Below are 17,785 nucleotides of genomic sequence, written 5' to 3'. Positions count from 1 at the left end.
ATGCTGCGCACGATCATCGCGGGCCTCAAAGCCCGCACCGCGCGGCTCGTGCTGTCCTCGGTGGCGATCGCCCTCGGCGTCGCCTTCGTGACCGGCACGCTCGTCCTCGGCGACGCCATGAACGCGAGCCTGCGCGACGAGTTCGCCAAGGACGCGCGCAACGTCGACGTCTCGGTCACCGTGGACGGCGGGTCGTCCGAAGAGTCCACCGAGATCCCCGGCATCACCCCGGAGACGCTGGCGAAGATCCGGCAGGCGCCGGGCGTGGCGGGCGCCGACCCGCGCGACTCGCAGACCGTGCCGCTGGTCGCCGCCAACGGCAAGGCGAAGCCCGCGTTTGCCGTTCCGCTGGCGAGCACCGAGAAGCTGCGCGAGTTCGACCTGGCCGAGGGTCGCTACCCGACCAAGGCCGACGAGATCGCCGTCGACAAGCGCACCGCCGCCACCGCCAAGCTGACGATCGGGCAGCCGGTCGTGCTGCTGGGCAAGGAGGACCAGCGGCACACCTACACGCTCGTCGGCACGTACCAGCAGGGCACGAACCAGCTGTCGCTGGGGGGCTTCGACCACATCGGACTGACGCCCGACGCGTTCCAGGCGCTGGAGCCGGAACGCCCGCCGTACCAGGTGGTCGCCACCGCCGCGCCCGGTTTCACGCAGCAGCAGGTGGTGGACAACGTCCGCAAGGCCATCGGCGACAACGGTTTCCGGATCCAGAGCGGCGAGGAGCTGACCAAGGAGACGCTGGAACGGGTCGAGGCCCGGTCGGGCGAGTTCACCACGCTGCTGCTGGCGTTCGCGATCATCGCGCTGGTCGTGGCGGCCATGGTCATCTACAACACGTTCACCATCCTGGTGGCCCAGCGCACCCGTGAGCTGGCGCTGATGCGCTGCGTCGGCGCGAGCCGCGGCCAGGTGTTCCGGAGCGTGCTGGCCGAGGCGCTGGTGATGGGCCTGACCGCGTCGGTGATCGGCCTGCTCGGCGGGATCGGCGTGTCCGCCCTGCTGCAACGGGTGATGTTCTCGTTCAACGACGGCGAGGGCACGGTGACGCTGCCCCTGACGGTCACGACCGTGGTCGCCGCGTTCGCGGTCGGCACGCTGGTGACCGTGCTCGCCGCGGTGCTGCCCGCCCGCAAGGCGACCCGGGTCGCGCCGGTGGCCGCGCTGCGCAGCCAGCCCGACAGCGGCGAGGAGGTCTCCCGCACCGGCGTGGTCCGCGTGCTGACCGCCGTGCTGCTGGGCGTGATCGGTGTCGGCGCGGTGGTGTTCGGCATGGGCATGGACGACGAGGAAGCGGCCATGTTCACCAGCGGCGCGGGCACGATGGCGTTGCTCGGCGCGGTGCTCGTGCTGGGTCCGCTGCTGGTCGGCCCGGTCAACCGGGTCCTCGGCGCGCTGCCCCGGGCGCTGCTCGGCGTGCCCGCCAAGCTCGCGTCGGCCAACGCCGGCCGCAACCCGAAGCGCACCGCCGCGACCACCGCGGCGTTGATGATCGGCGTGACGATCGTGTCGCTGGTGACCGTGGTCGCCAACAGCGCCAAGGAGACCGCGAACGCCGAGATCGACGAGCGGATGCCCGCCGACTACACGGTGACGTCCGCGGTCTACGACCGGCCACTGCCCAAGGAGCTGGCCGAGCAGCTGGCCGCCGTGCCGGAGGTGGCGAAGGTCGCGCCGACCACCGTCGTCTTCGGGGAGCGCGGGTACTTCACCGGTGTGCCGCGTGACGCGATCGGCAACCTGTTCCGGCCGACGGTGACCAGCGGGTCGCTCGACGACCTCGGTGACGGCACGATCGCGGTGAACGCCGACTACGCCAAGCGCGCCAACGTGTCCGTCGGCTCGGTGCTGTCGATCAAGCCGGGCAAGGGCGAGGCGCAGGAGCTCAAGGTGGTCGCGGTGGTCGAGGGCCAGCGGCTGTCCGACGGGATCATGACGATGGAGACGTCGTTGCGGTTCGAGCAGGCCGCCGCAGGCTACGACAGCATCCTGGTCAAGCTCAAGGACGGCGCCGTGAACGGTCGCGCGGCCGTCGAGAAGGTCACCGACCCGTCGCCGTTGGCGCTGCTGGACAGTGCGGCGGAGACCAAGGAGCAGCTCAACCAGCAGCTCAACCAGGTGCTCGCGTTCATCTGGGCGCTGATCGGGTTGGCCGTGGTGATCGCGTTGTTCGGCATCGCCAACACGTTGACGCTGTCGGTGCTGGAGCGGACGCGGGAGTCGGCGTTGCTGCGGGCGTTGGGGCTGACGCGCGGCCAGCTGCGGCTGATGCTGGTGGTCGAGTCGGTGCTGATGGCGTTGATGGGCGCGGCGATCGGGCTGCTGCTCGGCATCGGCTTCGGCTGGGTGCTCACCGAGGCGTTGTCGAACGACACCATCTCGGTGGATCTCGTGGTGCCGTTCGGGCAGATCGGCGTGATGCTCGCCGGCGCCGTGGTGGCGGCGATCCTGGCCGCCGCGCTGCCCGCCCGGCGTGCCGCCCGGACCTCGGTCGTCGCGGGGATGGCCGAGGCGTGAAAGACCCGGTGGCCCGCTCTTCTTCGGGGGAGGAGCGGGCCACCGGGTCGGTGGTGCTGTTCGGCTCGATTTGACATGGGGCCCTTACGGGCACTCCAGGCAGGCCAAAGCCGGCAGGCCCGGCGGGGTAAAGCGTCCCGCCGGGCCTGCCGGCTTCGACCAGCCTAAAGCACCCGAACCCATGTCAAATCGGGCCTAGATGGGGGTGCGCCGGGTCCGATGTGAGGCGGTTGGGTGAGGCATCGGTCGGGCGGTTGCGAGCCGGATCCGTTGGCCGTCCCACAGGTAGTTGGCCACGTTCGGGTCGCCGTGCCCGAGCACCGGATCGGACGCCTCGGCCGGGGGAGGGCCGGACAGCAGGTCCACCGCGCGGTCGAACGCGTCGCCGATGATCCCGGGCGGCCGGCGTGCGGTGGCGAACTTCTCCCCGGTCACCCGCCAGGCTTCGTCGGGGTGGAAGCGGCGTGGTGGCAGGCCGTCGGTCGGCACGGCCCACAGAGCGCGCAACGCGGACTCCAAGGCGTCCAGTTCGTCGCCGGTCAGCGTGCCGCCCAGGGGTGTTCCCGGCAGGCGGCTCATCCGGACCCACGGCGGCGTCGCGGCGAGGTCGGCGCTCAGCGGAACCGGCGAAGAGCCGGGCGCGCGTTGGTGCAAGGCCGTCAGCACCGCCCACTCCCGTTCGTGTTCGCGCCGGTCCCACGACGAGTAGCGCTTGACCAGCTCGGATTCCGACATCACGAGTTCATGCGTGTGGACCACTCACGCAACGTAGCAGTGCGACGCGGGTCACAGGAATTCTTTCGAGAGCGCGTCACATCCGACGTCGAATCCCCTCTAACAGGGTGCGGGGTGGCCCGGGCGAGGGCCGGGCCACCCGGCTTCGAACGACCCGCCGCCGGGCTCACGGAACGTCGCGCGACTGTCACGGTCGGCGCACGAGAGCGCTTCAGAATGTTGCGGAACGGTGTCGACCGGTCCTTCCCGGGTTGACAGCGCGGACCGTGACTCACGACTGTGAGAGCGCTCTCATGACGTCGGGTCCGAGCCCGGCGAGCGCGTCGAGGAGGACGGATGAGCAGGACTCTGGTCGGCCGGACGACGTCGATCACCGCGGTGGCGTTGGCCGCCGCCCTGGTGGCCGGGTGTGGTGGCGGGGGAGGTGACGCGGGCGACGGCAAGATCAAGCTGTCGATCGGGATCTTCTCCGACTTCGGCTACACCAACCTGATCAAGGAGTACCAGGCCGCGCACCCGGACATCGAGATCGAGCAGCGCACGGTCAAGATGGAGCAGCACCACACGCAGCTCGCCACGCAGCTCGCGGGTGGTCGGGGCGCCGCCGACATCGTGGCGATCGAGGAAGGCAACATCACGCAGTTCCGCCAGTCCAAGGACAAGTTCGTCAACCTCGCGGACCACGGCGCCAAGGAGCTTGAGGGCCAGTGGGCGGCCTGGAAGTGGAACCAGGGCACCACCGACGGCGGGAACTTCGTGCTCGGCCTCGGCACCGACATGGGCAGCCTCGCGCTCTGCTACCGGCGTGACCTGTTCGAGGCCGCCGGCCTGCCCACCGACCGCGAGGACGTCGGCAAGCTGTGGCCGACCTGGCAGGACTACCTGAAGGTCGCGGACACCTTCACCCGGAAGACGCCGAACGTGAAGTTCGTCGACACCGCCCAGAACGTCTACAAGGCGATCCTCGACCAGACCGAGGAGGGCTACTTCGCCAAGGCCGACGACTCGTTCATCGGCGACCGCAACGACAAGGTCAAGCAGGCCTTCACGCTCGCCGCGAGCCTGGGCGAGAAGAAGCAGACCGGCGCGCTGGCCCCGTTCAGCCAGGACTGGAACGTCGCGCTCAAGCAGGCGTCCTTCGCCACCACCACCTGCCCGGCCTGGGCGCTCGCCCTGATCAAGGCCGGCGCGGGCGACGAGGCCGCGGGCAAGTGGGACGTGGCCGCCGCGCCCGGTGGCGGCGGCAACTGGGGCGGCTCGTTCCTGGCCGTGCCCAAGCAGGGCAAGCACCCCAAGGAAGCCTACGAGCTGGCCAAGTGGCTGACCGCGCCCGAGCAGCAGAAGCGGATCTTCAAGGAGACCGGCAACCTGCCCAGCGAGCCCGCCGCGTACCAGGACCCCGAGGTCACCTCGACCAAGAACGAGTACTTCAACTCCGCGCCCGTCGGCCAGATCTTCGGCAACTCCGCGGAGAACCTGAAGCCCACGTACCGCGGCACCAAGGACTCCAAGGTGACGCCGGTCTTCAACAACGCCCTCTCGCGCGTGGAGACGGGCAAGCAGTCCACTTCGGACGCGTTCGACCAGGCCGTCCAGGAAGCGCGGGACGCCGCCAAGTGACGGTCGCACCGGAACGGGCGGCGGGACGGGGCACGACGCCCCTCCCGCCGCCGGCGCAGCGCCTGTCGTGGCGGGACAAGCTCGGCCGGCTCGACACGAAGTACACGCCGTACGTCATCGTCGCGCCGTTCTTCGTGGTGTTCGGGATCTTCGGCCTCTACCCGCTGCTGTACACCGCGTGGGTGTCGCTGCACGAGTGGCAGCTCATCGACGGCGACCAGGGCTTCACCGGCCTGGCCAACTACACCGAACTGCTGTCGGACAAGAACTTCTGGAACGCGCTGGGCAACACGGTCAGCCTGTTCCTGCTCTCCACGATCCCGCAGCTGTTCGCCGCGCTCGGGCTGGCCGCCCTGCTCGACCGCGGCCTGCGCGGCCGGGCGTTCTGGCGCGCGGGCGTGCTGCTGCCGAACGTGATCTCGGTGGCCGCGGTGGCGCTCGTGTTCGCGCAGCTGTACGGCCGCGACTTCGGCATCGTCAACGCCCTGCTCGGCTTCGTCGGCGTCGACCCGGTCGACTGGCGCGCTTCGACGTGGGCCTCGCACCTGGCGATCAGCTCGATGGTGATGTGGCGGTGGACCGGCTACAACGCGCTGATCTACCTGGCCGCGATGCAGTCCGTGCCCAAGGACATGTACGAGTCGGCGATGCTGGACGGAGCGTCCCGCTGGCGGGTGTTCTGGTCGATCACCGTGCCGAGCATCCGGCCGACGATCCTGTTCACCGTCATCGTGTCGACCATCGGCGGCATGCAGCTGTTCGTGGAGCCGCAGCTGTTCGACCCGGGCGGCACGGCGACCGGCACCGGCGGTGACGACCGGCAGTTCCAGACCCTGGTGATGTACCTGTACGAGAAGGGCTTCCGGTTGTTCGACGCGGGGTACTCGTCGGCCATCGCGTGGGTGCTGTTCCTGGTGATCCTGGTGGTCGCGGTCGTCAACTTCACGGTGGCGCGGCGCATCGCGTCGAAGGGGTGAGGGCCATGCGCTTCACGAAGGCCGGGCCGCTCGCCTACGCCGTGCTGGTGGTGATCCTGCTCGCGTCGGTGTTCCCGCTGTACTACTCGTTCCTCATCGCCAGCAAGGACAACTCCGCGTTGGGCGACGCGGTGCCATCGCTGATCCCGGGCGGGAACCTGATCGACAACCTGACCAGGGTGTTCGACACCGTCGACTTCTGGCTCGCGATGCAGAACTCGATGGTGGTCGCGGGCACGGTGGCGATCAGCAACGTCGTGCTCGGCACGTTGGCGGGGTTCGCGTTCGCCCGGCTGCGGTTCCGGGGCGGCAACTCGCTGTTCCTCATCGTGGTCGGCACGTCGATGGTGCCCACGCAGCTCGGCGTCATCCCGCTGTACATGCTGATGTCGGACCTCGACTGGTACGGCACGCTCCAGGCGGTGATCGTGCCCGCGTTGATCGGCGCGTTCTCGGTGTTCTGGATGCGGCAGGCGTGCGAGGAGTCCGTGCCGTACGAGCTGATCGAGGCGGCACGGGTGGACGGCTGCTCGGTGCTCAAGACGTTCTGGCACGTGGCGTTCCCGGCGGTGCGCCCGCAGGCGGCGGTGATGGGCATGTTCACGTTCATGACCGCGTGGAACGACTTCTTCTGGCCGCTGATCGTGCTGGACCCGAACGACAGCCCCACGGTCCAGGTGGCATTGTCGACGCTGGCCAGCGGCTACTACACGGACTACTCGCTCATGCTCTCCGGCGCGTCGCTCGCGGTGCTGCCGGTCGTGGGGATCTTCATCCTGCTGGCGCGGCAGATCGTCGGCGGGATCATGCAGGGCGCTGTGAAGGGGTGAACTCGGAGATGACGACAACCGACCCGGACACCGAGGTCGGGCGGGACCTGCTGCGCTTCCCACCGGATTTCCTGTGGGGAGCGGCGACGGCGTCCTTCCAGATCGAGGGCGCGACCGGCGTTGACGGTCGCGGTCCGTCCATTTGGGACACGTTCGCGGCCACACCGGGCGCGGTGCACGAGGGCCACACCGGCGACCCGGCGTGCGACCACTACCACCGCTACCCGGCCGACGTGGAGCTGATGGCGGAGCTCGGCCTGGGCGCCTACCGGTTCTCGCTGGCGTGGCCGCGCATCCAGCCGGTCGGCGCGGGCCGCGTCGAGCCGAGGGGGCTGGCGTTCTACGACCGGCTGGTGGACGAGCTGCTCGGCCGGGGCATCCAGCCGGTGGTCACGCTGTACCACTGGGACCTGCCGCAGGCGTTGGAGGACAACGGAGGTTGGCGCAACCGTGACACGGCCTACCGGTTCGCCGAGTACGCGGCGCTGTCGCACGAGCACCTGGGCGACCGGGTGCGGCAGTGGACCACGTTGAACGAGCCGTGGTGCTCGGCGTTCCTCGGGTACGCCAGCGGCATCCACGCGCCGGGCGTGGTCGACCCGAAGGCGTCGCTGGAGGCCGCGCACCACCTCATGCTCGGGCACGGCCTGGCCGTGCAGCTGATGCGGGACCAGGCGCCGGACGACCACGAGCTCTCCATCGTGCTGAACTTCTGCGCGCTGGCGGTGGACGACGACTCGCAGCTGGACGCGGCCCGCAAGGTCGACGGCCTGCAGAACCGGCTGTTCCTCGACCCGTTGGGCGGTCGCGGCTACCCGCGGGACGTCGTCGAGGACACCGCGTGGCTGGGTGACTGGACGGCCGTGGTGCGCGACGGCGACCTGGACGTGATCGCCGCGCCGATCGACTGGATGGGCGTGAACTACTACAGCCCGACCCGCGTCGCCGCTGCGGCCGACCCGCTCGCGGTGAGCGGCGGGCCGTTCCCGGGCCTGCGCGGCGTGGAGTTCCTGCCGCCGCGCGGCGAGGTGACCGGGTTCGGCTGGGAGGTCGACGCGCGCGGCCTCACCGACCTGCTGGCCCGCCTCCAGCGCGACGTGGGCCTGCCGCTCGTGATCACGGAGAACGGGTCGGCGTTCCCGGACGTGGTCCGGGACGGCGAGGTGGTGGACGAGGACCGCACCCGGTACCTGGTCGACCACCTGCGCGCGGTGCACGAGGCCATCGCGGCGGGCGTCGACGTGCGCGGGTACTTCGCGTGGTCGCTGCTGGACAACTTCGAGTGGGCGGCGGGGTACAGCCAGCGGTTCGGCATCGTGCACGTGGACTACGACACCCAGGTGCGCACGGTGAAGCGGAGCGGCAGGACGCTGGCCGAGGTGATCGGCGCCAACGCCGTCCCGGCCACCGGCTACGACCTGCCGTGACCAGTCGGTCGGGGGCCGCATGTCGCCGCGGCGGCCCCCGACCGGCGCTCTCCCGACGCCGGCCAAGCGGACAACTCGGACTAAGCGGACTCGCGGCGGACCAGCATCGTGGGCAGGACCTCGCGCCGCGCCCGGATCGTCTCGCCGCGCAGCAGCCGCAGCAGGTGGGTCACCATGTGCCGGACCTGCGCGCTGGTGTCCTGCCGAACGCTGGTCAACGACGGCGTGGTGTGCGGCGCGATCATCGGGTGGTCGTCGAACCCGACGACGGCCACGTCCTCCGGCACCCGCTTGCCCGCCTCGCGCAACGCGTCCAGCACCCCGGCGGCCATGTGGTCCGACGCCACGAACACCGCGTCCAGATCAGGCACGCGGGCCAGCAACGCCTCCATCGCCTTCTTGCCGCCCTCGCGGGAGAAGCCGCCGTCCGCCGTCATCGACGCCGTGGTCTCGTCGTCCGCGCCGACCGCCGTGCGCCAGCCGGCCAGCCGGTCCATCGCCGAGTGCTCGTCCAACGGGCCCGTCACCGAGACGACCTTCTTGCGCCCCAACGAGATCAGGTGCTCGGTGGCCAGGAGCCCGCCGCCCTCGTTGTCGTGGTCGACGGTGTGCAGCCCGCGCAGCGAGCCCCACGGCCGGCCCGCGTACACCACCGGCAGCGGCAGCTTGCGCGCCACCGTCGGCAGCTGGTCGCCCTTGTGCGGCGCGAACAACAACGCGCCGTCCACGTGCCCGCCGGCCAGGAACCGCTCGGCGCGGGCCTGGTCCTGCGTCGAGTGCACCAGCATGAGCACCATCTGCACGTCCGCGTCGGCCAGCGACCGCGCCGCCGAGCGGATCAGCCACGCGAAGTGGGGGTCGTCGAAGATCTTCGGCTCGGGCTCGGAGAACACCACCGCCACCGCGCCGGAACGCCTGGTCACGAGCGCCCGCGCGGCCTGGTTCGGCTGGTAGCCCAACTCCATCACCGCCGCCGTGACCGCCTCGTGCGCCTCCGGGCTCACCCTGGGCGACGCGTTGAGCACCCGCGACGCCGTCGCACGCGAGACGCCGGCCTTGGCCGCCACGTCCTCCAGCGTGGGCCGCGCGCCTGAGTGCGATTGAACCGACACGAGCACCACTCCTCGACGATCGCCTACCAACCCAGCTTAGCCGGAGGCGACCTGCCGGGAAGCGCTCTCAACGGGACCCGGAGCGGTGACGCGCGGGCCGTCGGCGGCGATCGAGACCCGCAGCAACCCGTCCTCGCGGCGCACCGAGGTCGGCAGCCCGGCTCGGGCCGCGGTGCGGACCAGCCCGGTCTCCGCGGGCAGGCACCAGCCGACCAGCTCCCGGTACCCCGCCGCCCGGGCCGCGCCGGCCAGCGAGCCGAGCAGCGCGGTGCCCACCCCGCGACCCTGCCACCCGTCCTCGACCAGCAACGACACCTCGGCGCTGTCCGGAGTGGACATCGGGATGAGCTGGCCCATGGCGACCACCCGGTCCGCGCACTGCGCCACCACGGTGCTGCCGCGCGGCGGGCTGAGCAGCCGGTGCAGCCACCGCCTCGGCACGGTCCGCATACCCGAGTGGTAGCGGTTGAACAGGGTGCCCATCGAGCATCGGGAGTGCAGCTCGGCGACTGCTTCTTCGTCGCCCGCACGGCCGGGCCGCAGCACGAGCGCCATGCCGTCGTCGGTCAGCAGCGCGGTCGGCCGGGGCGCCGCCACGCCCGCGGCGGACAGCAGGTCGATCAGCGCCTCCCCGCGGGCCAACTCCACCTGCGTGAACGGAGCCCAGCCCCGTTTGATTGCCGCTGCTCCGCCGATCGCGGACGAGGTCGTCTGGAGAACGGCCGACGCGACCGGTTCGGCGTCGTCCGGTTCGATGGTGACCGAGTCGGCGCCCAGGACGGTGCGCAGCGCCTCGGCGGTCGTGCTCGGGTCGCGCAGGGCACGGGCGGCGGCGCGCAGGGCCGCGGTCGGCGCGTCGACCAGGTCGCGCACGTCGGCGGCGGTGATGCCGACGCACCGCCCGCCCTCGGCGCGCACCGCGTCGACCAGGTCCGCGGGCAGCACGCCCGGCCCGGCCTGGACCACGAGCTCGTCGAGGACGCCGCCCGGCACCGGCATCACGGACAGGGCCAGCACGTTGCAGTCCTGGTGCGCCAGCCGGACGGTCACCCGCGCCAGGGCGCCGGGACTGTCGTCCAACTCGACGCGAAGCCGCCAGGTCTTCGGTGTGGTGTCCATGCGACCAGGCTGCTCGGCTCACGTTGCGGTGGGGGGACGTGGGCGTTTCGGCGACGTGAGGGATGGCCCCGCGCGCTCAGTCCCGGCAGTGCGGCGGCGGCAGCGGGTTGAGCGGGCTGCACGGCCACTCGGTGTTCTTCACCGTCGTGGTCGTGGTGGTCGTCGTCGGTGCCTGGGTCGAGGTGTCCGGCGGTGGTGGCGGCGCGGCCGGTGGCGGCGTCGTCGTGGTGGTCCGGACCGTGGTGGTCGAGGTGGGCGGCGACGAGATGGCGTCCGTGGTGACGGAGCTCGGTGGCGTGGTGGAGCTGCTCGTCGACGGTCGACCGGTGATCCACGTCGAGGCGGGGGTGTCGGCCTGCTGCTCGTCGTTCACCCCGTCGAGGTACACCCCGATGAGGACACCGACCAGCGCCGACGCCGCCACGGCCAAACCGCACGTGGCCCACAGCACCCGCACAGCAAGCCTCCTAACAGAACGTACTTGTGGCGCAACGGTGAGCGGCTGAACAGTACCGTCCGCCGGACCGGTCTCAACCGACCCAGTGCACCTCGGTCGGGCCCGTCAGCCGGTCCACCTCGTTGAGCACGGCTTTCCGTGCCGCAGCGGACAACGAGCGGAACGGCTCCACGGTGACGGCCACCCGGCCGCCCTTGCGCTCCTGCGACCAGACGCCGGCCAGCATCCCGTTCACCATGAGTACCGGGGACAGCCATCCCTGCGGTCGGTACACCTTTTCGGGCGACCCACCATCGAGGAGGTGCGTGGCGTGCCGTGTCGCCGCGACGACGTACTGGTCGAACGCGGGCAGCAGCCGCACGGTCTTCACCGGCTCCGCCGTGCGCAAACTCTCGACGTCCTCCGCCCGCGCCCAATGAGCCGCGCCCTCGACGTCCACGGGCTCGATCCGGTCACCCAACGCCTTGAACACCCGTCCGCCGTCCGCCGGGCTCACGCCCCACCACCGCGCGAAGTCCTCCCTGGTCGCGGGCCCCTGCTGGGCCAGGAACCGCAGCGCGACCTCCTCGACCGCGCCCTCCCACGGCGTCGGGTCGACCCCGAGCCACGTGCGCGGCGCCGTGAACCGGACGAACTGGCCCTCCCCGGGCCCGAACACCAGCCTGCCCTGGAACGACGCGGGCTTGAGGTACGCGCCCCAGCTCTCCCGCAGCTTCTCGCCGAGGTGCGCGGACGTGCGCGCGGCGACCTCGTCGGCCAGCTCGGCGCGGGTCAGCACCCGGTCCGCCAACGCCTCGCCCACCGCGTCTACCAGCGCGGTCAGCTCGTCGGCGGTGAGGTGGAAGTTCCGCAGCCACACCGGCTTGAGGTAGTGCCGGTAGGTGGCGAACCCGGCCTGCCAGAGCGGGTACTCGGCGGCAGGCAGCAGGTGCAGCGTGCCGCGCATCGACCACGTCTTGACCAGCGTCCGGTCGGTCCACAGCGCCCGTTCGACGGCGTCGTCCGGCAGCCCGTCGACGCGGGCGGCCAACGTCGCCTCGGCCGACGACATGAGCTGCGCGTGCAGCCCGCACAGCCGCGACACCACGTCCAACGCCTCGCCGGCCGGTCGCCGGGCGTCGAGGCCGTGCCTGCGGGTCCGCCAGGCCGCGACCTGCCGCCACGTCACGCTCACCGGCGGTCACCCCGCTCCCGCCCGGCCGCGAGCCTGCGCTCCAGCATCGCCGTGCCCAGCACGCGGGCCAGCACGAGACCGGCGCCGGACAGCCCGGCCACGAGCACCGCGCCGGTCATGTGCCAGGTCGGCGCGTCACCCGTGCAGGTGAACACGTCCGTGAACTTGTCCGAGGAGCAGGTCACGTACGGCACGGAAGCCAGCCCGATGCTGGCCGCCGCGACCCCGCCGAGCAGCGCGGACCCGAACGTGCGCATCAACGGGAACGCGGCGTTGGCGGCGCCGACCGCGGCGATCAGGAACAGCAGCGGCACCGGGTGCGGGAACGGGCCGAACGCGGCGCAGCCCACCATGAGCGCGCACACGATCGCCAACCCGGCCCGTTCACCCACCCGGCGACCCTAACAACGCCGGCCGGGCAGACGTCAGAACTTCGTAAGCGGGTTTCGCCCACGAACGGGCGTCCGGTTCGCCAGAGTTGTCCGGTAGCGGGTGTCGACTTCGGAAGGCGTGAGATGTCCAAGCGGGTAGTGGTGATCGGGGTGGCCGGCGTGCTGGTGGTCGCCCTGGTGGTGGGGCTGTACCTGTTCCAGCCGTGGCGGCTGTTCACCGACCGGACGGCCGACGAGGCGTTGCTGCTGCCGGCCACGACGACGAGCACGACCTCGGCGGCGCCCGGGCCGACGACGACGGCGCCGACCACCACCACGACCCCGGCTCCGCCCGCGGGCCCGGTCGCGCTGGCCTCCGGGCCGTTCCGCTCGCTGGAGCACGCCACGACCGGGAGCGCGACGTTGGTCCGCTTGCCCGAAGGTGGTCACGCGGTGCAGTTCGAGGCGTTGGACACCAGCGACGGACCGGACCTCTACGTGTACCTGTCGGACAAGGCATCGGACTCGCCCGAGACGGCATTCGGCTCCGGTTTCACGAACCTGGGTGAACTGAAGGCGAATCGGGGCAACCAGGTCTACGCGGTGCCCGCCGGCACCGACCTGAGCGCCGTTCGCAGCGTCGTGATCTGGTGCAAGAGGTTTTCCGCGGGCTTCGGGGTAGCGCCGTTGGAACAGGGCTGACACATAGGCGAAACAAATGCGCGGTGGCTTGTGCCACTTATAGCCTTTTCGCCGTATTGACGTATCTGGTCTAGACCACATACAGTAGTAGCACCACAACGTCCCTCGTTGGTGGGCGGGCGGATGCCCCACCGACGAGGAGCCGGCTCACTGGGGTGGGCCAACCGTTGGCGGCGGCGCGGCGCTTTCTCTCCCCGTTCCGCGCCGCCGCTCACGGCCTGTGGGCGACCGTGATGCACACTGTGAGTGATGCTCACCAGGACCATCGCCATCCACTACGTCAACGCCGCGCTGCGTGGCGCGGTGCGGCGCGGTCACGACGTCGCGCGGCTCCTGGCGACCGCGGGCATCGGCGAGGCGCTGCTCTCCGACGAGCGCGCCCGCGTCACCCCCGCCCAGTACACCAAGCTCATCCAGGCACTGTGGGACGCGCTGGACGACGAGTTCATGGGCCTGGGGCCGAAGCCGAGCAAGCGCGGCACGTTCCCGACCATGTGCCTGCTCGCCGTGCACTGCGCGTCACTGGGGGACGCCCTGCGGCGCGGTCTGGCGTTCTACGAGCTGTTCGACGTGCGGCCGGCGATGGCGTTGGGCGAGCGCGACGGCGTGGCGGCGTTCACCCTGTCGACGGCGGGCGTGGACGACCCGGACCGGTTCCTGGTCGAGTCGCTGCTGGTGCTCTGGCACCGGTTCTCGTCGTGGTTGATCGGCAGGCGGATCCCGTTGCGCGGGGTCGACCTCGCCTATCCCGAACCGCCGCACGGCGCGGAATACCACCTGATCTTCGGCGCTCCGCTGCGGTTTTCCGCACCCACGACGACGTTGACTTTCGACGCGCGCTTTTTGCGCATGCCCGTGGTGCAGGACGAAGCCGCATTGCGGCGGTTCCTGCGGAATTCGCCCGCCGAGTTGCTGTCCCGGCGCGATTACGGCGCGGACGCGTCCAGCCAGGTGCGGCGGATGCTCGGCGGCGGCGTGGTGGGCCTGGAGAACGTGGCCGCGCGGCTGGGGATGAGCGCGCCGACGTTGCGGCGGAAGCTGGCGGCCGAGGGCACGTCGTTCCGCGAGGTGCGCGAGCAGCTGCTGCGCGACCAGGCCGTGGCGAGCCTGGTGCGCAGCGGCGAGTCGGTGGAGGAACTGGCGCTGCGGCTGGGTTTCTCCGAGGCGAGCGCATTTCACCGGGCGTTCAAGAGGTGGACGGGCACCAGTCCTGGCACCTACCGCGGCGGCGGGGTTAGCTGACCTCGCCGGACGGCCGATCGCGTCGTCGACTGCGGCCGAACGGCCGTGTCCGGCGAATCGTCAACACGGTGGACTTACATCGCGTAAGTTCCTCACCCATCCCTGCGGGAGTGCCCGTGTTCCCACGCCCTCGTTCCGCCGCCCTGGCCGCGGCGCTGGTCTTCGCCCTGTCGGCGACCACGCCCCCGGCACATGCCGACCCGCCGCCCGCCACGTCGCCGTCCGTCGTCGACCTGCCGGGTGTCGCGGTCGCGCCCGCCGTCGACCCCGCCCGCCGCATCGAGACCGCCCGCACCACCCGCCCGGTCGCGCCGGGCGTGTCGCTGAGCTCGTTCGACTGGTACGAGCCGGGCGGCGCGGGCGGGTGGATCCGCGGCGACGCGCTCACCGTCGACCTCACCGCGGGCACGAAGGTCGAGTACCTGCACCCCGGTCAGGTGGCCGCCGCCGAGCCGCTGTCCGTGCAGGCGAACCGGACCCGCGCGGTCGCCGCCGTCAACGGCGACTTCTTCGACATCAACAACTCGAACGCGCCACGCGGCGTCGGCGTCCAGGACGGCCGCACGGTCAAGTCGCCCGTCGCCGGCCACCGCCGCGCGGTCGGCTTGGACGCGGCGGGCGTCGGCCGGGTGATGGAGGTGTTCTTCGACGGGAAGATCACCCGCGAGGACGGCACGTCCATCCGGCTCCACCAGCTCAACAGCGCCGCCATCGAGTCCGGCGGCGTCGGCCTGTTCGACCCGATCTGGGGTTCCTACAGCCGGGCGCGGGCCGTGCAGGGCGCGTCCCGCGTGACCGAGGTCGTGGTGCGCGCGGGCGTGGTGGCCGAACGGCGTGACCGGGCGGGCGACGACCCGATCCCCGCCGACGGCCAGGTGCTCGTCGGCCGCGAGGCGGGCGCCGACGCGCTCGCCGCGTTGGCCGTGGGGGAGCGGGTCGCCGTCGAGCACACGACGAAGGCCGACGACGGCAGCGCCTTGCGTGCCGCGATCGGCGGGAACCAACTGCTGCTCAAGGACGGCGAGATCGTCGCGCCCACCGATCCGCTGCACCCGCGCACGGCGGTCGGCTTCTCGGCCGACGGCAAGAAGATGTTCCTGCTCACCGTGGACGGCCGGCAGGGCGCGTACCTGCTCGGGCTGAACCTCCAGGACGTGGCCGCGATCCTGAAGGAGATGGGCGCCCACAACGCGCTCAACCTCGACGGCGGCGGCTCGTCCACCCTGCTCGCCCGCACGCCCGGCGCGGAGACCGCGGCGCTGGAGAACACGCCGTCCGACGGCGGTGAGCGGCCCGTGCCGAACGGGCTCGCGCTCTACGCGCCGACCGGCAGCGGCGCGCTGACCGGCTTCTGGGTGCGCACCGCGATCGACCCGCGGGGCGCGCCCGGGTCGGACACCGTGCCGGGCGGTCACCCGGAACGCGTGTTCCCCGGCCTGACCCGGCGGCTGGTGGCCGACGGGCACGACGAGACGTACGGCCCGGCGCGGGACGACGCGCACCGGTGGCGGACGGCGCGTGCCGACGTGGGACGGGTGGACGCCGACGGTGTGTTCCACGCGTCGCGCCCCGGCACGACGAAGGCCGTGGCGCAACGCGGCGGCGTGACCGGAGAGGTGGAGCTGACCGTGCTCGGCGCGCTGGCCGGGCTGTCCGCGACCACGAGCAGGCTGAGCCTGCCCGAGGTGGGCGGCACGAGCGGGTTCGGCGTGGTCGGGCGGGACGGCGACGGGTTCACCGCGCCGGTCGAGCCCGCGGACGTGGAGCTGGACTACGACCGCTCGGTGATCGACATCGTCCCCGGCGCCAACGGCGATTTGCGGGTGACGGCGGTGAAGCCCGGCGCGACGACCGTCGTGGCGCGGGTCGGGTCGCACGTGGTGCGCGTGCCCGTGACCGTGGGGCTGGAGGAACGGCTGATCGCCGGGTTCGACGACGGCGCGGCGTGGACGTTCGGCTCGGCGCGGGGCTCCGGCTCGGTGGCCCCGGTGTCCGAGGGGCGCACCGGGGCGGGGCTGCGGATGTCGTACGACTTCTCGAAGTCCACCGGCACGCGGACGGCCTACGCGATCCCGCCGCGGCCGATCGAGGTGCAGGGGCAGCCGTTGGCGTTGGGCGCGTGGGTCTACGGGCACGGCCGCGGCGAGTGGACCGCGTTCACCGTGACCGACTCGTCCGGGTTGAGCCGTTCGCTCTACGGGCCTTACATCACCTGGACGGGGTGGCGTTACCTGGAGGTGCCGGTGCCGTCCGGGCTCGCGTTCCCCTTGCGGGTGAACAGGTTCTACACGATCGAGACCAAGGCGGACCGGCAGTACACCGGTGAGGTGATCGTGGACGACATCGTGGCCAAGGTGCCGCCCGCCGTGGACCTGCCGGTGGTGGACGAGCCCGCCGACCGGTTCGTGGTGCAGGACGGCACGGTCGCCGACCGGCCGTGGCGGTTCGCGGTGATGTCCGACGCGCAGTTCGTGGCGCGCAACCCGGACAGCGAGCTGGTGCGCGCGGCGCGGCGGACGTTGCGCGAGATCAAGGCGCAGCGGCCGGACTTCGTGGTCGTCAACGGCGATTTCGTGGACGAGGCGTCGCCCGCGGACCTGGCGCTGGCGCGGCGGTTGCTGACCGAGGAGCTCGGCGACGAGCTGCCCTGGTACTACGTGCCGGGCAACCACGAGATCATGGGGCCGGGCACGATCGACAACTTCCGGCGCGAGTTCGGGACCACCAGCCGGGTCTTCGACCACAAGGGCACGAGGGTCGTGCTGCTGGACTCGTCCACCGGGACGTTGCGCGGCGGTGGGTTCGACCAGGCCGTGATGCTGCGCGACGCGTTGCGCGACCACGGTTCGGTGAACTCGGTCGTGGTGATGGAGCACCACCCGCCGCGCGACCCGACGCCGACCAAGGGCAGCCAGCTGACCGACCGGCAGGAGGCCGACGTGGTCGAGGACTGGCTGGCGGCGTTCCGGCGCGACACCGGCAAGGGCGCGGCGTTCATCGGGGCGCACGTGGGGCTGTTCCACGCTTCGCGGGTCGACGGCGTGCCGTACCTGATCAACGGCAACTCGGGCAAGGCTCCCGCCGGTGAGGCGGGTCGCGCTGGGTTCACCGGCTGGACCATGCTGGGCGTGGACCCGCGCCGCGGCGACGCGTGGCTGGCCGCCGAGATCCGACCGCACGTGGACGGCCTGACGCTGACCGCGCCCGCCGAGGTCTGGCTGGGCGCGCCGGTCCGCGTCACGGCTTCCGTCACGCAGGGCTCGCGGCAGGTCCCGGTGGCCTACCCGGTGTCCGCGGACTGGTCGGGCTCCCCGAACCTGCACGTGGGCCCGATCTCCGGCCTGCGCCCGTGGCACGTCGCGTGGCTGGACCCGACAACCGGCGCGCTCACCGCCCTGCGCCCCGGCCGCGTGACCGTCGCGGTGACCGTGAACGGCACAACCCAACGCACCGACCTCACCACCTCCCTCCCCACCCGCCCCCGCGCCACCGCCTGACC

14 protein-coding genes are annotated in these 17,785 nt (G+C 71.7%); 9 read left to right on the top strand and 5 right to left on the bottom strand.

Annotated features, from left to right (window positions below; all coding sequences use genetic code 11):
• On the top strand, positions 1–2,520 hold the full coding sequence (locus tag ADK67_RS06420; protein ID WP_053715457.1) for an ABC transporter permease: 2,520 nt from the start codon (positions 1–3) through the stop codon (positions 2,518–2,520).
• Positions 2,521–2,715: 195 nt separating this feature from the next.
• Here the strand turns inward: ADK67_RS06420 and ADK67_RS06415 are convergent, their stop codons facing one another.
• Positions 2,716–3,279 carry a phosphotransferase family protein gene (locus ADK67_RS06415; RefSeq protein ID WP_157619971.1) on the bottom strand — a complete coding sequence of 188 codons (564 nt, stop codon included), beginning with the start codon at positions 3,277–3,279 and terminating at the stop codon, positions 2,716–2,718.
• A 312-nt stretch (positions 3,280–3,591) separates the two neighbouring features.
• On the opposite strand from ADK67_RS06415, the gene ADK67_RS06410 reads away from it, so the two are divergent.
• The 4 genes from ADK67_RS06410 to ADK67_RS06395 all read left to right on the top strand — a co-directional run bounded on the left by ADK67_RS06410 (position 3,592) and on the right by ADK67_RS06395 (position 8,109).
• Positions 3,592–4,875 carry an extracellular solute-binding protein gene (locus ADK67_RS06410; RefSeq protein ID WP_053715455.1) on the top strand — a complete coding sequence of 428 codons (1,284 nt, stop codon included), beginning with the start codon at positions 3,592–3,594 and terminating at the stop codon, positions 4,873–4,875.
• Positions 4,876–4,937: 62 nt separating this feature from the next.
• The gene (locus tag ADK67_RS06405; RefSeq protein WP_053715551.1) at positions 4,938–5,852 is read left to right on the top strand and encodes a carbohydrate ABC transporter permease; all 915 of its coding nucleotides are present in this window, start codon (positions 4,938–4,940) and stop codon (positions 5,850–5,852) included.
• Between the two features lie 5 nt (positions 5,853–5,857).
• Complete coding sequence (locus ADK67_RS06400) at positions 5,858–6,682, top strand: carbohydrate ABC transporter permease (RefSeq protein ID WP_053715454.1); 825 nt, start codon at positions 5,858–5,860, stop codon at positions 6,680–6,682.
• Positions 6,683–6,690: 8 nt separating this feature from the next.
• On the top strand, positions 6,691–8,109 hold the full coding sequence (locus ADK67_RS06395) for a GH1 family beta-glucosidase (RefSeq protein ID WP_053715550.1): 1,419 nt from the start codon (positions 6,691–6,693) through the stop codon (positions 8,107–8,109).
• An 80-nt stretch (positions 8,110–8,189) separates the two neighbouring features.
• Here ADK67_RS06395 and ADK67_RS06390 read toward each other — a convergent pair whose 3' ends face one another.
• Both ADK67_RS06390 and ADK67_RS06385 read right to left on the bottom strand, forming a co-directional pair.
• Complete coding sequence (locus ADK67_RS06390) at positions 8,190–9,221, bottom strand: LacI family DNA-binding transcriptional regulator (RefSeq protein ID WP_082403270.1); 1,032 nt, start codon at positions 9,219–9,221, stop codon at positions 8,190–8,192.
• A 36-nt stretch (positions 9,222–9,257) separates the two neighbouring features.
• Positions 9,258–10,340 (bottom strand): GNAT family N-acetyltransferase, encoded by a 1,083-nt coding sequence (locus tag ADK67_RS06385; RefSeq protein ID WP_053715453.1) that lies wholly within the window; start codon positions 10,338–10,340, stop codon positions 9,258–9,260.
• Positions 10,341–10,402: 62 nt separating this feature from the next.
• Here ADK67_RS06385 and ADK67_RS50520 point away from each other — a divergent pair, with 62 nt between their 5' ends.
• Positions 10,403–10,846, top strand: coding sequence for a hypothetical protein (locus ADK67_RS50520; RefSeq protein WP_157619970.1), 444 nt, complete (start codon positions 10,403–10,405; stop codon positions 10,844–10,846).
• Between the two features lie 24 nt (positions 10,847–10,870).
• Here ADK67_RS50520 and ADK67_RS06375 read toward each other — a convergent pair whose 3' ends face one another.
• Together ADK67_RS06375 and ADK67_RS06370 are read right to left on the bottom strand one after the other, a co-directional pair.
• On the bottom strand, positions 10,871–11,971 hold the full coding sequence (locus tag ADK67_RS06375) for a winged helix DNA-binding domain-containing protein (protein ID WP_053715451.1): 1,101 nt from the start codon (positions 11,969–11,971) through the stop codon (positions 10,871–10,873).
• Positions 11,968–12,363 (bottom strand): hypothetical protein, encoded by a 396-nt coding sequence (locus ADK67_RS06370; protein ID WP_053715450.1) that lies wholly within the window; start codon positions 12,361–12,363, stop codon positions 11,968–11,970. Before ADK67_RS06370 ends, ADK67_RS06375 begins: the two co-directional genes overlap by 4 nt.
• Before the next feature lie 123 nt (positions 12,364–12,486).
• Here ADK67_RS06370 and ADK67_RS06365 point away from each other — a divergent pair, with 123 nt between their 5' ends.
• The 3 genes from ADK67_RS06365 (at position 12,487) to ADK67_RS06355 (ending at position 17,783) form a co-directional block, all read left to right on the top strand.
• Complete coding sequence (locus tag ADK67_RS06365; protein ID WP_063797517.1) at positions 12,487–13,044, top strand: DM13 domain-containing protein; 558 nt, start codon at positions 12,487–12,489, stop codon at positions 13,042–13,044.
• 249 nt (positions 13,045–13,293) lie between these two features.
• Positions 13,294–14,286 (top strand): AraC family transcriptional regulator, encoded by a 993-nt coding sequence (locus ADK67_RS06360; protein WP_053715548.1) that lies wholly within the window; start codon positions 13,294–13,296, stop codon positions 14,284–14,286.
• Between the two features lie 116 nt (positions 14,287–14,402).
• The gene (locus tag ADK67_RS06355) at positions 14,403–17,783 is read left to right on the top strand and encodes a phosphodiester glycosidase family protein (protein ID WP_197289313.1); all 3,381 of its coding nucleotides are present in this window, start codon (positions 14,403–14,405) and stop codon (positions 17,781–17,783) included.
• Positions 17,784–17,785 lie beyond the last annotated feature (2 nt).

Source organism: Saccharothrix sp. NRRL B-16348, assembly GCF_001280085.1.
Lineage (GTDB): Bacteria > Actinomycetota > Actinomycetes > Mycobacteriales > Pseudonocardiaceae > Actinosynnema.
This window is presented reverse-complemented; position numbering and strand designations above follow the sequence as displayed.

Coding starts and splice junctions, on each gene's coding strand:
- ADK67_RS06420 (WP_053715457.1), top strand. CDS start 1: ATGCTGCGCACGATCATCGCGGGCCTCAAAGCCCGCACCGCGCGGCTC.
- ADK67_RS06410 (WP_053715455.1), top strand. CDS start 3,592: ATGAGCAGGACTCTGGTCGGCCGGACGACGTCGATCACCGCGGTGGCG.
- ADK67_RS06400 (WP_053715454.1), top strand. CDS start 5,858: ATGCGCTTCACGAAGGCCGGGCCGCTCGCCTACGCCGTGCTGGTGGTG.
- ADK67_RS06395 (WP_053715550.1), top strand. CDS start 6,691: ATGACGACAACCGACCCGGACACCGAGGTCGGGCGGGACCTGCTGCGC.
- ADK67_RS06385 (WP_053715453.1), bottom strand. CDS start 10,340: ATGGACACCACACCGAAGACCTGGCGGCTTCGCGTCGAGTTGGACGAC.
- ADK67_RS50520 (WP_157619970.1), top strand. CDS start 10,403: ATGGCCCCGCGCGCTCAGTCCCGGCAGTGCGGCGGCGGCAGCGGGTTG.
- ADK67_RS06365 (WP_063797517.1), top strand. CDS start 12,487: ATGTCCAAGCGGGTAGTGGTGATCGGGGTGGCCGGCGTGCTGGTGGTC.
- ADK67_RS06360 (WP_053715548.1), top strand. CDS start 13,294: ATGCTCACCAGGACCATCGCCATCCACTACGTCAACGCCGCGCTGCGT.